8 protein-coding genes are annotated in these 15,995 nt (G+C 40.4%); 6 read left to right on the top strand and 2 right to left on the bottom strand.

Going from position 1 to position 15,995, the window contains the following annotated elements:
• Nucleotides 1-10: 10 nt before the first annotated feature.
• The gene (locus BLS35_RS18170) at nucleotides 11-3,184 is read right to left on the bottom strand and encodes a SusC/RagA family TonB-linked outer membrane protein (RefSeq protein WP_090783726.1); all 3,174 of its coding nucleotides are present in this window, start codon (nucleotides 3,182-3,184) and stop codon (nucleotides 11-13) included.
• A 359-nt stretch (nucleotides 3,185-3,543) separates the two neighbouring features.
• Here BLS35_RS18170 and BLS35_RS18165 point away from each other — a divergent pair, with 359 nt between their 5' ends.
• Both BLS35_RS18165 and BLS35_RS18160 read left to right on the top strand, forming a co-directional pair.
• Entirely contained in the window at nucleotides 3,544-6,246 is a 2,703-nt protein-coding gene (locus BLS35_RS18165) for a glycoside hydrolase domain-containing protein (protein ID WP_090783724.1), read from the top strand.
• 19 nt (nucleotides 6,247-6,265) lie between these two features.
• Complete coding sequence (locus BLS35_RS18160; RefSeq protein ID WP_090783722.1) at nucleotides 6,266-8,413, top strand: right-handed parallel beta-helix repeat-containing protein; 2,148 nt, start codon at nucleotides 6,266-6,268, stop codon at nucleotides 8,411-8,413.
• Here BLS35_RS18160 and BLS35_RS18155 read toward each other — a convergent pair.
• Nucleotides 8,410-9,486, bottom strand: coding sequence for a substrate-binding domain-containing protein (locus tag BLS35_RS18155; RefSeq protein ID WP_090783720.1), 1,077 nt, complete (start codon nucleotides 9,484-9,486; stop codon nucleotides 8,410-8,412). The genes BLS35_RS18160 and BLS35_RS18155 overlap by 4 nt on opposite strands.
• Nucleotides 9,487-9,839: 353 nt before the next feature.
• On the opposite strand from BLS35_RS18155, the gene BLS35_RS18150 reads away from it, so the two are divergent.
• The 4 genes from BLS35_RS18150 to gluP are packed head-to-tail and all read left to right on the top strand — an operon-like array spanning nucleotide 9,840 to nucleotide 15,992.
• Complete coding sequence (locus BLS35_RS18150; RefSeq protein ID WP_090783718.1) at nucleotides 9,840-12,980, top strand: DUF5107 domain-containing protein; 3,141 nt, start codon at nucleotides 9,840-9,842, stop codon at nucleotides 12,978-12,980.
• Nucleotides 12,981-13,008: 28 nt separating this feature from the next.
• Nucleotides 13,009-13,908 (top strand): phytanoyl-CoA dioxygenase family protein, encoded by a 900-nt coding sequence (locus BLS35_RS18145; RefSeq protein ID WP_090783834.1) that lies wholly within the window; start codon nucleotides 13,009-13,011, stop codon nucleotides 13,906-13,908.
• Between the two features lies 1 nt (nucleotide 13,909).
• Entirely contained in the window at nucleotides 13,910-14,728 is an 819-nt protein-coding gene (locus tag BLS35_RS18140) for a sugar phosphate isomerase/epimerase family protein (RefSeq protein ID WP_090783715.1), read from the top strand.
• Nucleotides 14,718-15,992 carry a glucose/galactose MFS transporter gene (gene gluP / locus BLS35_RS18135; RefSeq protein WP_090783711.1) on the top strand — a complete coding sequence of 425 codons (1,275 nt, stop codon included), beginning with the start codon at nucleotides 14,718-14,720 and terminating at the stop codon, nucleotides 15,990-15,992. The genes BLS35_RS18140 and gluP overlap by 11 nt, the downstream gene beginning before the upstream one ends.
• Nucleotides 15,993-15,995: the final 3 nt, after the last annotated feature.

The following is a 15,995-nucleotide window of genomic DNA, read 5'->3' as shown; positions in this document are numbered from 1 at the left end:
TAGTTTTTAATTAAAATCCAAGATTTAGTCCAAAAGATACGGTACGCATTAACGGATTAGAAGTGTTAACACTACCATTTGAAGAACCCCCATTTCCACCAATCTGTGCGCCATTTGCTGGATCTAAGCCAGTCCACCCGGTTAAAGTGATCAGATTTGTTCCACTCACATAAACTTTAAGGTTATCTACCTTCAACTTCTCAGTAATGGTTTTAGGAAAATTATAGCTTAGGGATGCAGTTTGCAAACGAACAAAAGTCCTGGATTGATAGAAGCCATACTGATAGGTATTTGCATAATTAGGCCTTGGAAATTCATTATTTTCACGATCTGGCATCCAATAAGGTTGGTCCAACCAATTTCCAACAGTAGGTAAAGTGGCGCCTGTGAATCGTCCTCTTAAATTTGTGGAACTAAAATAATTGTTTTTACCTCCACCAATGATAGCGTTGATACTAAAGAACAACTGAAAATTTTTGTAGCTAAATGTGTTGGACACATTAAAATTGAAGTTTTCTTTGTTGTATCCAACAATAGACTTATCTGCCTCATTGATTACGCCATCATTATTTAAGTCGCGGATTTTCAGGTCACCTGGAAAAAATAACTGGCCACCACTTGCACTTCTATATTTAGCAATATATTCTATATCCGAACTCTGAACAATACCATCTACAGTATAGTCATAATTGCCGCCCAAGGATTTTCCAATAAACAAATTGTTTGAAATATCATCATCTTCCTTTCCATCTTTATTCACGTCCAAACCATACAAGTGTACCAGCTTATTTCTGTTCAACCAGAAACTAATTCCGGAATTCCAGTTAAAGCCATTATCAGACTGTATATTCACAGAATTTAAAGCGATCTCGACACCCCAGTTCTGAACCTCGCCCTCGTTTGCCTTTATCGTACTGAAACCTGTGAATACAGGAATATAGCGGGTTAGCAGCTGTTTCGTAGTCTTGCTTTTATAAGCGTCAATATTTCCCGTCAGTCTATTTTTAAACAATTGAAAATCGACACCAAAATTAAAGGCTGTTGTGGTTTCCCAGGTATAAAAATTGTTAGCCAGGTTAACCGGAGTACTGGTCGCTGTTGTTGTACTACCAAATACAGTATTGTTTTTTCCCTCGGTAAAAGCCAGGGTTTGATAGTTTGTTCCAGCTTGATTACCAATTTTACCATAAGAAAGTCTCAATTTTAAGTAGTCAACAAAAGATTTATCTTTCATAAAGCCCTCTTCAGATATGGCCCATGCTACCGAAGCACCAGGAAATTCCCCCCACTTATTCCCCTCTGCAAAGGCAGAATTTGCATCTCTCCGAAAATTAAGAGTAGCATAATATTTTTGTTTGTAATTATAATTTAAGCGCCCGAAATAGCCTACGTTGGCCCCCTCATTATAACTGGTATTCCCATCTTTAGTTGTAGCCAGATAAAGACCATCATATCCAAGTCTCGTAGTTCCAGCCTTAGCAAAATCAGAACCGCTAAAACGAGTAACTTGTGAACGTGAATAATCTCTTGTATAGCCAAAAAGTGCATCAATATTGTGATCACCAAAAGAACGGGTATAAGAAAGCAAACTATTGATCAACCAGGATGTAAGCTGCTCATTAGAGCGGTAGCCATTAGTGGTTGATAAAAACTGCAGCGGATTAGCAACATTTGCCGGCAATAAGGTATTTACTTCTCCAAACTCATGGTGGAAATAAGCCAGTTCATTGGTGCCTTTGTTACCTGTAGCCTCAAAGCGATAGTTTAAACCTTTAATGAATGGAACCTTCACATTCACAAAGCCAATTCCCCTGATGTTGTACTGTTTATTCAGGTCATCATCGTACACACCAGGAAACAATGAATTGGTTGGATTTCCCCAGAAAGGATTAAACAAAGAAGTATTTCCTGCAGGATATCTCTGTAAAATCTGATCGTTGGTCCCATCAAGATATTTATAACTAAAAGGCGACATGTAGGTTGCCATATACAAATTTGGAGAAAACCCAGAAAAATCTCGGGAAGAATAATAGGCATTTGCCCCAACTGAAAGCCAATCTGTTATATTATTCTCTAATTTCAGCGTAAGGTTGGGTTTAGTGAACTTATCATTATACAATACCCCTTTTTGATCTAAATAACCGGCAGACAAATAATAATTCAACTTTTCAGTCCTACCAGACACATTTACTTCATAATTTACAACTGGTGCATATTGTGTTACCTCATCCATCCAGTTTAACTCATGACCTTCATTATAGGCCTTCAATTCCAATGGGCTAAGTACTTTAGTAATATCACTAATATCCTGACCACGAATAGATAAGTTGTCTTTTCTCCATTGCAAAAAACTCTCGCCTGACTTCATTTTAGGAACCCGAGTCCAGTTTTGAACTCCATAATACGTACTGAAATTGATTTGTGGCTTATCCGTTTTACCCCGCTTTGTCGTGATGATGACCACGCCATTTTGCGATTGCGACCCATAAATTGATGCAGCACTGGCATCTTTCAGAATATCATAGGTAGCTACATCATTCATATTGATCTCATTAAGGCTTCCACTAAAGATTACCCCATCTAAGACAATCAAGGGTGAACCGTTGCCACTGATAGAATTTTGTCCTCTGATTACTATGTTTGGTGTGGCACCAGCTGCGGTAGACGGGCCAATGTTAATACCTGGTGTACCCTGTAAGGCCTCCAGTACATTCATAAAAGGCATAGAAGATTTCGGCCCTTCATCAAACTTAATGGTCGTAATTGCCCCAGTTACGTCTTTCCGTTTCTGGGTACCATACCCCACCACAACAACATCATTTAACTCATTCGATGACGAGACAAGCGTAATGTTGATTTTTGTTCGGTTGTTTACTTTTACCTCCTGACTCGCATACCCGATAAAACTAATGGTAAGCGTGGCATCACCTTCGGTCTTCAGTATATAATTTCCGTTTACATTAGTCAGCGTAACCCCTCCCGCCGAACTTTTAATGGTTGCACCTATAATGGCTTCCCCGTTCGAATCCACAACCTTCCCGGTGATGGTAATTGGTGCCGGCATTCCTTTCGCAGCAACAGCATCACCGGCGCAAACCAGTAAAACTATAAAAACAGAAGCAAGTAACGTTTTTGCAACCCTTAGGCTTAAAAGGCTACATTTTTTGAGTTTGAGTTTGATCATACTTCAAGATTTTAGAATGGTTAATCTTTCTATTTGGTTAATGTTGTATTTCCACAGGACTAAATCGCCCTTCTGTGGTTCGTGGAAAAAACTGGCACTCAGATTAAAAGTGTGCGAACACATAGTTACTCCTTCATGCTTACACAAACATAATAAAATATTAATGTGTGCGAACACAATTTTGAAAATATTTTTTATTAACGGTTTTTTGTTGTTATGTTTGGTTATTGCGTTTTTATTTTCAGCGACAATCAAAAGGAAGAAAAATTAACACAAAATCTCCCGCTGAAGTACTTTAAAAGCACAAAACCAGAACCACCAGATATAAACCAACGATTTGTTTTAATAAATCAACACGTATGAAAAACACACTATTCCTTTCTCTGATGCTAATTTCCTCAATTGTGTACGGACAAAACAAGGACAAACTTCTTCATGCTATAGATATAGATGCTATACGGGAAACAAAACTTACGGGATATATCGGATTGGGACCGACGATCATGTCGAAACCCGCAAAAACGGAGCAAGTAAGCAGCTTATTAAAGAGATTTCCTGGGAAAGCGTATTTCACTTTTCCTGAAACCAGGGAAAATCCAATCAGACTACTGGATAGCCTTCCAGAAAAATGGACCAGCTACTCCTCCGAAGCAATGTCATCATTTAAAGGCTCCGCTCAACCCGGTGAATACTATGTGTTTCAGGTCGGATTATATGCTCCTGCTCAATCCTTAAAAAATATAAAAGTCCGCTTTTCTCCCCTAAGCAACGGCAAGGGACAATCCATAAAAGATGTTACCTGTTTCAATAGTGGGGGAATTTCTTTTAAAGGTGAACCTTTTTCAAAGCCACTTCAAGTACATGCTAAAATGGTATTGCCCTTATGGTTTGGATTACAAATACCTGAAGATTTCAGGGGAACATATAAAGGTGTAGTCGAGATATCTCCAGAAGGAAAACCCAGTACCGTTGTACATGTCTCCATCGATGTAAACGGAAATATCATAGCCAATCATGGATATAATGATGAGACCAAGCTGTCACGATTAGCGTGGTTAAATACAAAAGTTGCCCTGGACAATGGCATAACCAATGGCTTCAAACAAGTAGATAGAGCACAAAAAGATATTTCTATACTAGGCAGAACCATAAAACTGTCTGAACAGGGCTTACCAATAGATATTCAGACGCATTTCGACAAAAACAACGAACTGATCCTACCTAAAGGCGAACCCATCATTGCCGCCCCTATTCGATTTATTGTAACACAGAATGGCAAAGATCTGCCTTTTAAGTCAAGCCCACTAAAGTTCGAAGATCACTTTCCTGCATCCACGCGATGGGAAACCACATTGACGAATGGCGATATCAGCATTTTAGTTAAGGGCCGCGCTGATTATGATGGTTTTATCGGTTACAGCGCCACAGTGTCTGCTTCACGAGACATTCCAATTGATGACATCAGACTACAGATTCCTATGCTAGCCGAGAAAGCAACTTATATGATGGGGCTTGATAAGGACGGTGGGTTTAGACCGAAAGAATGGAAATGGAAATGGGATGTACTTGAGAAACATCAGGATGAAGTATGGATGGGAGCCGTAAACGGAGGTCTTAAGGTAAAACTAAAAGGCAAAAACTATCAGAGGCAGCTGGTTAACCTATATTATCCATTTGGCCCCTTACATGAGCCAGAATCCTGGGGAAACAACCACAAGGGCGGCGTAGATATTTATGAACAGGATAAAACAGTGATGATCAAGGCCTATTCTGGTCAGCGTACCCTCAAAAAGGGCGAAACTTACCAATTTGACGCCGAATTCCTGGTAACCCCATTCAAACTGATCAATAAAGACATTCAATTTAACGACCGCTATTACCATTCTGACATTGACACCACTAGCAACACCATCAAATTAGCAGAGCAGCATGGCGCCAACATCATCAATGTACACCATAAAAAAGACATCTATCCATTTCTGGATTACCCTTTTGCAAATGACAATGTACCAGATTTAAAAGCTTTTATAGACAGTACGCATACAAAAGGAATAAAAACTAAGATCTATTATACCACTCGCGAAATCAGTGTAAATGCACCAGAACTATGGGCCATGCGTGCATTGGGTGATGAAATCATTTATCCGGGACCTGGCATGGCAACCAGAACATTAGTAAATCCAAATGGCGTACACCCTTGGTTGGGACAAAATCTCAAAAAAGATTTCATACCAGGCTGGGTAGCGACATTTACTTCAGGAAAATATAAGGGAAGACAGGATTTAGCCGTACTAACACGACCAGATTCTCGATTAAACAACTTCTTTCTGGGGGGATTAGAGTGGATGTGTAAAGAACTGAATATTGATGGGATCTATATGGATGATTTGGCACTTGACCGTGAAACGATGCAAAGAACCCGTAAGATTCTGGAAAGAGACAGACCCGGTGCTAAAATCGACATGCATACCTGGAACCATTTCAACAAATATGCTAAATGGGCATCTTCCCTGAATCTATATATGGACATGCTACCCTACATTGATCATTTATGGGTTGGTGAAGCAAGGGATTACGACCGTTCATCGGACTATTGGTTGATAGAAGTAAGCGGTGTACCTTTTGGCCTTTCCTCTCAAATGTTAAATAAAGGCGGAAACCCATGGCGAGGAATGGTATTTGGCATTACCAATAGATTAGGTTGGTTCAAAGCAAAAACACCTGAACACATTTGGAAATTCTGGGACGATTATCACATCGAAAAGAAACAGATGATCGGTTTCTGGAACAATGAAACGCCTGTTAAAACCAACAATAATAAAACTGAAGTTACCATTTTTAAAGGTAAAGACGAGGTAATCATTGCTTTAGCCAACTGGACAGCAGAAACCCAAAAATGCAAGCTCAATATAGATTGGAAAGCAATGGGCTTCTCAGAAAACGAGGTAACCGCTGAAATACCTGAAATTATTGAATTCCAGTCGGCCCAGAAAATTGACCTAAAAAAAGAAATCACGCTCGAAGGGGAAAAAGGATTCCTTATTGTTTTGAAGAGAAAATAGCAATTAAACACGTTTATTGATGAGAAAGACACTTACAGGCTTGCTGCTTTTAAACCTAGCTATAACCATATCTGGATTTGCCCAGCAACAAATTGAAATATATGTATCCCCAACTGGCAAACTTAATGCAAAGGGGAAAATAAAGAGTCCAGTAGCAACGCTTGAAAAAGCAATAGCATTAGCGGATAAACAAAGTAGAAAAAAGAAAATACCTGTAGAGATCATTTTACGCGGTGGTGTGTATCCGCTTACTTCCACCCTGGAAATTGTAAAAGGTAAAACATGGAACTCAGGAATGCCGCTTACCATCAAATCTTATGATAATGAAAAGGCAATTATTCATGGCGGCAGGGTTGTACCGATGGACTTAATTAAACCTGTGTCGGACCAGGGATTCCGGGATCGCTTCTTACCCGAAGTTAGGAACCAAATCAGAGAAGTATCACTCACGGCAGCAGGCATACATAATACAGGAAAGCTAAGAATGATTGGTTTTACAAGAGGCTATGCTCCTGCTCCATTAGAGATTTTTACCAATGATCAACCGGGAACAATAGCCAGATGGCCAAATAAAGGAAGCATCCCTATTCATACCGTATTAGACACGGGATCTATCTCAAGATGGGGTGATTCCACCAACCGTGGTGGTGTATTTACCTACAAAGACATTAACCGGCCATCCAAATGGAAACAGCCTGATAAAGCATGGATCTCGGGATTTTTCAGATGGGGCTATGCCGAAGACGCCCTTCCGCTTAAGGATATAGACACTGTAAACAAAACAATTTCTTCGCTTAAACCACACCCTTATGGCTTTGCCACCGGCAAACCCTGGAGATCCTGGTATGCCTACAACATACCAGAAGAAATTGACCTGCCAGGAGAGTATTATGTAGATGTGGCCACTAAAACTCTTTACTTTTTACCACCTGCAAACCTGGAGAAACTTGAAATATCCGAACTGGAAACACCTATGTTTGCCATTGAGGATGTACAGAACGTAAACATAAAGAACCTTAGTTTTACCTGTAGCAGAGGAATCGGTATTACCACAGAACGAACTGAAAACTTAATCATTGATGGCTGCAAATTTACCAACCTCGGCCTTGTTGCTGTTTTTATGGGCAAAGGGGTTGAATTGGAATCTGATAGCCTAAGTGTCTATGCCGTAAAACCAGCATCCAGACAGATAGGTAGTCTTTTCCAATATGTCTATGAAAATACCGTATTCAATCGCGAAGCTGGAAAGAACAACGGAATCATCAATTCTGAAGCTTACAATATGGGCTCCGGCTGCTTTTTAATCAGCGGCGGCGACCGGCTCACACTAGAACCTGGAAACAACTATATCAGAAACTGTAGTGCACATGATTACAACCGACTTGAACGGACATACCGGCCTGGAATATGGGTTACGGGAGTCGGAAATTCTGTTTCTAATTGTGAAATCTACAACGCTCCTTCTTTCGGCCTCACCCTACATGGCAATAATCACCTCATAGAATACAATAATCTTCATCATATAGTTATGGATTCGGATGATATGGGCGCGCTATACTACGGCCGTAATCCATCGGAAAGAGGGCACATTGTGCGCTATAATTATTTTCACCATATCGGCGGTCAACATAAAACGATGGCAGTTTACCACGACGATGGGGCTTGTGGCATGGAAGTATACGGCAATGTGTTTTATAAGGCTGGCACAGTCGCAGGTTTTATTGGAGGTGGCAGGGACAATTCCTATCATGACAATATTTTTATTGAGACGCCTTTTGTCGCGCATATTGACGACCGCTTAAAAAATTGGGCCAAAGCAATGCTGGTAAAAGATGGCACTTTTCAAAAAAGGTTGGAAGCCGTAAACTACAAAAATCCACCCTACTCTATCCAATATCCACAATTACCGAATTACTTTGAAGACAATCCGGAATTACCGAAACGGAATATATTCTCAAAAAACCTATTTGTTAAAATAGGGAAAAGAGTAGAAGGAAAAGAAAATCTGCTTCCTTTTATGGACAATAATTACGAAACCAATGAAGACCCTGGATTTGAAGATTATACTAAAGAAAACTTTAAACTGAGAGCAGATGCAGCTGTATGGCAAAAAATCCCTGGATTTACAGCTATCCCATTTGAAAAAATAGGTTATAGAAAACGCTAAAACCTATTGTGCAACATAGAATCTTCAATGTAATAGTTCAGGTTTTCTTTAGTCACAATATCCAGAGGAAGGAATTTTATTGCGGAAATCTCCTTTTTAAAGACCAGGTGATTGACCAGTTGATTGATTCCCCAATACCCTTGACCTAAAGGATTTTGATTAATTAAAAAGCTGATCGCTCCTTTATTCAGGTAGTGCAGATTCTGTGGAATAAGGTCATACCCTACTATCCTAATGTGGTTTATGAATTTCTGTTCGAAATACTTCGCTATTTCAAAGGCTTTGGAAGTAGTTACAAAACAGAACTGCAGTTGTGGATTGCTTTCAAATATTGAATCCAGCTGTTCTACAAACATAGCGTAGTTTCTAAGGTTCAATTCAGCTTTGATGATTTCATATTGATGATCGAGATTGTTCTGAATAAAGTAGTTTCTCAGTCCCTGCTCTTTCTTGGTAAGGTGCGCAGAATTACTAATTTCTTCATCAATGTGGGCGATTAATATAGATGAACCCTGCGGCTGGCCATAATGGATCAACTTACCAGCAACCTGTCCACTTTGATAAGAATCCTGACCGATATAACTCAATGGATCAAACTCGGCAATCTGCGTATTAAACAATACAAAGGGTATCTCCTGCTTTTTCCAGGCTTCAAAAAACGGAAGGACCTCACGATAAAACATTGGTGCAAGTAAGATACCCTCCGGATTTAGCTTACTCGCCTCTTCAGCCTTCTTTACAAATGAACCAGGATCATAAGGATTGAACATTAACAAAGTAACTTTTACACCATATTGCCTTGCCTCTTTAGCTGCCTTTTGGATACCAGCCTTCGGATCTAGCCAATAGGCATCATAACGTGGATCACCAATCAACGCAACAAAATGAAACTCCTTTTTAGTTCCAAGCGCCCGAGCCATCAAATTCGGCTCATAATTCATCTCTTCTATAATCTTGAGAATGCGTTCTTTTACCTTTTCTGAAACATTCCCCCGATCGTGCAATACCCGATCAACAGTACCTGCAGATACCTTTGCTTTGACAGCTATATCCTTAATACGGATGTTCTTCATTTCCCTTTTGTATTTTATAGTATAGTTAAGAGCACTAATTACTTCTGATTTAACTCAGCTGAATTCCAGAATTAGATTGTAGCCTCAGTTTAAAAAAATTTAACAAATGTATCTAATTAGTTCGTAAGATAATTAAAAATAAAAACCATTTTTTTTTATTCGATACGCTCAAATATCAAAATGTATACGTATTACAATTAAAACTAATATTGTCGTTTATTTAAACATAAAACACATTGTGTGCGCACACATTTTTTTACCATAAACCTTGTTTATTAATTTTTTCTTAGTTAAGTTTGATTATACCATAATTGCTGAATTTACACACAGCCCTGCTCTACCAAGACAAGCAAATGAAAGACATCCAAACTATTGAAAAAGCCAACATCAGGAAGGAGCTCCTTACACTTAAAACCTATCCTTACTCAGACCCGAGCCCCATTCCTGAGTTTGGTCGATTATATCCCTATAATAGATTTGACGGCTATACCACAGCAGGCGCCGATCAGGCATGGGAAATGGTTGTACTGGAAAATGCTTACATCAAGTTATGGATAAATCCAGCTGTAGGCGGCAAAATATGGGGTGCTATAGAAAAATCCACAGGCAAGGAATTCATTTACTTCAATCATACGGCAAAATTCAGAGATGTGGCCATGAGGGGACCATGGACTTCGGGTGGAATGGAAATTAATATGGGAATTATTGGACATACCCCCTCTTGCTCAGCGCCGGTTGACTACAAAATGGTTGAAAATAATGATGGTAGTGTAAGCTGTTTTATTGGCGCTACAGATTGGCCATCACGAACCGAATGGCGTGTTGAAATTAAATTGGAGAAGGATGCTGCATACTTTAGCACCAAAAGTTGGTGGCATAACAATAGTTGTCTCCCTCAATCCTACTATCAATGGAATAATGTTGGCATTAAAGCCTCAGGGAATCTGGAATACATATACCCTGGACAACAACGCCTGGGACACGACGGCAGCCCTTTAAGCTGGCCAGAGGATGAAGAACAAAGGAAAATATCCTTCTATGAGCAGAATAACCACGGTGAATATAAATCCTATCACGTGGTTGGTGCTTATTCGGATTTCTGGGGCTGCTACTGGCATGATGATCAATTTGGAATGGGACATTTTGCTCCTTACGACGAAAAACCAGGTAAAAAGATATGGATATGGGGCCTCTCTCGGTATGGCATGATATGGGAAGATCTACTTACTGATAAAGACGGACAATACACAGAGGTACAAAGTGGTAGATTATTTAATCAAAGTATAGCAGCCAGTTCTAAAACCCCCTTTAAACACCGCTCATTTTTACCATTTACAACCGACAGCTGGGAAGAACATTGGTTTCCGGTAAAAAACTTAGCTGGTCTTACCTACGGAACTCCTCAAGTATCTTTTTATTTATCACTTAAGGACGATCATCAACAGATTCAGCTCAGCGCAAATAAACCGCTAAACCATCAATTTAGAATTTTACACCTGCAGCAGGAAATATTGAACCAACACATTACACTTGCGACAATGCAATCCCGCAGCTATACTCTTCCTTATATTATACCAGAGGCCGAGCTGATCGTTTTACTAAATGATGAAGTAATTTACAATGGCCCGGAGCAACATACTCCACTAAAAAGACCTTCAAAAATTGATGAGGATTATAACTACGACTCTGTTCAGGCATCCTATATTCAGGCAAAAGAATGGGAAAGGCAACGCTTTTTTGAGCGTGCGATAGCCCAATACAAGCTTTGTCTGGAAAAAGATCCATTTTTTACGGATGCACTTAATGGCCTGGCGGGGCTCTATTTTAAACAGATGAGCTATTCAGAGGCACTCGCCCTATTAACGAAGTCGTTATCTGTAGATACATATGATCCAGAGGCAAACTATTTGTACGGACTGGTAAACGACAGGTTACAAAAAACAGCCGATGCAAAAGATGGTTTTTCGATAGCCAGTCAATCCGTAGCCTACAGGTATTCTGCACTTATTGAACTGGCAAAATTACTGCTGCGTGAAGGACAGTTAGAAAAGGCATATAGTTATGTAAAAAAAGCGAGACAGTCGGGTTCTGCGAATCTCCAATCCATATATTTAAGTATCATCATTAATAATCTAAGAGGTCATAAAGACAAGGCGATGCAATTCATCCAGGACTTATTGCTTAGGGATCCGATCAATTATCTGGCAAGATTTGAATTGCAAAAGGCTCAGCAATCCGCTACTGAACCACTAACGAACAGCGAGCTCCCTTATGAAACGCATATCGAGCTGGCTGCTTTTTATGCCGATTTAAGCTTACATCAGGACGCACTTCTTGTCCTGGAGACAGCTCCAGCGTACCCAATGGTGCAGCTTTGGAAAGCCCATTTGTATTCAATCTTAAATCTCGAAAAACAGGCTAACCTAGCTATTAATCATGCAGCGGCCCTGGATGCCGCCTTTGTTTTTCCCCACAGAGAAGAAGATATTGTTGTATTGCGCGAAGCCGTTGACCGCCATCCATCCTGGAAATTCAAATACTTTCTGGCACTCGCCTATATTCAGAACCTGCAAAAAGAAGAAGCCCTAAGTCTCTTGGACAATTGCAATTCAAGCCCTGATTTCTACCCTTTTTATATTGTAAGGGCCAACTTAAGAAATGAACTAGGTGCTAAAGGCACTTTGAGCGACCTTAAACATGCTTATCATCTGGCGCCTGAGGAATGGAGGACCATCTTAAATCTTTCTAAATACTATGCAAAGCAGCGAGACTGGAGCGCTGCATTGTCTATCACTGAAAAAGGATATCAACTCTATCCTGAAAACTACTATTTAGGCTTAAAACTGGCGAGGTGTTTTATGCACACCAAAAAATTTGAACAAGGCATCTCGCTAATGAGCAATATGACAGTGCTACCAAACGAAGGTGCTTCAGAAGGCCGCAACAGCTGGCGGGAAACCCAATTACGCTGTGCACTTAATGCAATAACCATAAAAGATAGAGAAAAAGCAATCTTTCATATCCGCATGGCGAGAACCTGGCCAGAAAACATGGGAATTGGGAAACCTCATCATGTTGACGAACGACTTGAAGATTATATGGAACTCATTTGCCTTCGACCTGAAGACAAAACGACACAGCAGAAATTAATTCAACTAATTGTAGACTACAGAAATCACCATAACACAAGCCCTTACGGTTCAACGGATTTCCTTAGCATCGTATTGATGCAGGAAGCAGGAAAACTTGCGGAAATACACAAAACGCTGGGAAATTGGTCTGAACAAGATCCTGATGCTTTGCCGCTGAAATGGAGTCTTGCCTTTTTATCTGGCAATCAGCAGGAAATAGATACACTTTCTGAACAGAAAATAATTGTAAAGGAAGTCCTACCTTATGAGATTCCTTTTGAGGACAGATCCTTCTACTTTATAAAAATGCTCTACAAAAACGGATTATTTAATAAGCAAACACATTTGCAAGCAATGAATTAACAGATTATTGGATTATAAAATCAGCAACATGAACACCGATCAACTTAAAGACCTGTCATCCTTCCATCAGCCTGTATCAGACTTTTTCAAATGGCCTAAAAACAAAAGTGAATGGGAACAATACTTACTTAGTGATGAGCAGATCAGCTTTTTTAAAGAGAATGGTTACCTGAGCGGTATTAAATTTTTAGAGGACTGGCAGGTAGATCAGTTGAATCAAGACCTTATTCGCATCTCTGATCCAAATCTTCCTGATCACACCTTATTTCACCAGTTTTTCTCTAACGCTTCCACAGATCCGAATTCTGTATTGTTCCATGCATTGGGCGCCTGGCGCATTACTCCTGCTTTTCATGACGTTTTATGGAATCCGGCATTTGTAATGGCAGCCAGTCAGCTATTAGGCAATAATGCCGTAAGGTTCTGGCACGATCAGCTTTTTTGTAAACCAGCCAAACATGGTGGTGTTGTAGCCTGGCATCAGGATTATTCCTACTGGACCCGCACCATTCCTCTGCAACATTTGACCTGCTGGGTAGCGCTTGATGACGCCACCACAGAAAATGGCTGTATGTACTATGTACCTAAAAGTCACCAATGGGGCTTACTGGAAAAACCAGAGCTTGCCGGAGAAATGGACGGTCTAATGGAATTTCTAACTGAGGAACAAAAGGCTGCCTTTAAACCTATCCCTATTGAACTCGGAAAAGGTTACGGGACATTTCATCACCCCCTACTGATACATGGTTCTTATGAAAACAAATCAGATAGATCCAGAAGGGCATTTGTACTCAATATGTTCGCTGACGGCACTATTTCGGATACAGATAAGGAACTGATGCCCGGAACTCCAGCTATACCTAAAGGAGAAAAAATAACTGGCCAATATTTCCCAATATTGATAGACCCTAAAAAGGAAATGGCATAACATGGAAATCGGTTTCTTTTGTACTTATTGGGGGAGCGAACACCTTAGCTGGCCAGTCTTTTTGGCAAAGGCTAAGGCAGCCGGCTATGACGGTGTGGAGGCTAGTCTTCCCACAGACCCAGTATTGCAAAAAACGATGATTAACCAGCTGGAAGACTTTGAACTAAAACTAATAGGTGTGCACTGGGATACAGTTAGCCCGGATTTTGATCAGCATAAAAAAGAATTGGTAACACGTTTAAATACACTTGCAGTCGCTAATCCGATGGTCATCACCTCGCATACCGGCAAAGATCATTTCAGCTTCAAGCAAAACATTGAATTGCTATTGCTTGCAGAAGAAGTCAGTACAACAACAGGAATAAAAATTCTGCATGAAACCCATCGCGGAAAGTTCAGCTATGCTTCGCATGTTACCGAAAGCTTCCTAAAAGAATTACCGTGGCTGGAGTTGACCCTTGATATTTCACATTGGTTCACCGTAGCCGAAAGCTACCTGGATGACCAGACTGAGGCGGTTGAGCTGGCACTTTCCAGAACCCGTCATATACATTCGAGGGTTGGTTTTTCGCAGGGGCCGCAGGTAATAGATCCAGGATATCCGGAATGGCAGCCCGCTGTAGATAACCATTTAAAATATTGGGACAAAGTGATAGCTATACGTAAAGAAAGTAACGAAAAGCAATTTACATTTACGTCTGAATTCGGTCCCTTTCCTTATATGTCGACATTACCAGCCAACGTTTCTGCCGAAACACACCAATGGAACATCAATTATTACATGAAAGAATTACTTAAAAGTAGATATTATGCCGATTGAAACTACCACAGCTATCCAGCTTAACAATAAGCGCAGTCTTTCGATTCAAATAGCCACTATTGGTGCCTTCTTTTTCATATTTGGGTTTATTACCTGGGTAAATGGAACGCTGATCCCCTACCTTAGAATAGCCTGTGAACTGGAGGAATGGCAAGCTTATCTTGTTACTTTTGCTTTTTATATTTCTTATACCGTGATGGCTATTCCCTCAAGCAAACTGCTTGAACGCACGGGGATGGTAAAGGGAATGCGCATTGGATTGGCGATTATGGCCGCAGGCTGTGCACTATTCATTCCAGCGGCACTGATGCGCTATTATCCGGTATTTTTACTTGCCTTATTTATAGTAGGTACCGGAACCACACTGCTACAAACCGCTGTAAACCCTTATATCACCTTATTGGGCCCAGCGGAGAAAGCCGCCCAGCGAATTAGTATTATGGGAATCTGCAATAAATTTGCCGGTGTAATGGCGCCACTGATCTTAGGAGCAATTATCCTTCGAAATTCAGATGGACTAATGGCGGAACTTCAGAACATGGACAGCATTAGCCGTAGTTTCCGTTTAGATGAACTGGCACATGCAGTCATTATGCCCTACACCATCCTTACCATCATCCTGCTCCTTATTTCCTACGTAATCAAGTTTGCACATTTACCCGAAATAGCAGCTTCCTTACCTGTATCAGGAGAAGAGGATTACCTACCGAAACAATCTGCAAAAATAAGACTGAACTTTACACTGGGTTTCATTGCTACATTTTCCACAGTTGGGCTGGAAGTCATCGCTGGAGACACCATTGGAAATTATGGTATATATCACGGTCTTCCATTAAGCATCGCAAAAAATCTTACTTCCTATACCCTGGCCAGTACCATGATTGGCTACCTATTTGGCACATATGCCATACCGAGGTACATTTCTCAGGAAAAAGCTTTTACTTACTCCGCCTGGCTGGGCATCGTTATCTCTTTGCTGGCTATATTCGTCCCCGGAACGGCATCTATTGTTTTTATCGCCCTACTTGGTCTGGCTAACGCCTTATTATGGCCTGCTATATGGCCACAAGCTTTAAAGGGCTTAAAAGGCAAAATGCTAAACAGAGGCTCCGCTATTTTAATTATGGGTGTTGCCGGAGGAGCTATCATGCCACTGGCTTATGGTGGTCTGGCGCAACATGTGAACAACCAGTATGCCTATATTATTTTAATACCATGTTATCTGTTCAACTTGTATTATAGCTTGCGTGGTCAGAGACAATAATAT

It is taken from the genome of Pedobacter sp. ok626 (assembly GCF_900100435.1).
Classification (GTDB): domain Bacteria; phylum Bacteroidota; class Bacteroidia; order Sphingobacteriales; family Sphingobacteriaceae; genus Pedobacter.
The sequence above is the reverse complement of the archived record's forward strand: the minus strand, read 5'-3'. Positions and strand labels throughout refer to the sequence as shown.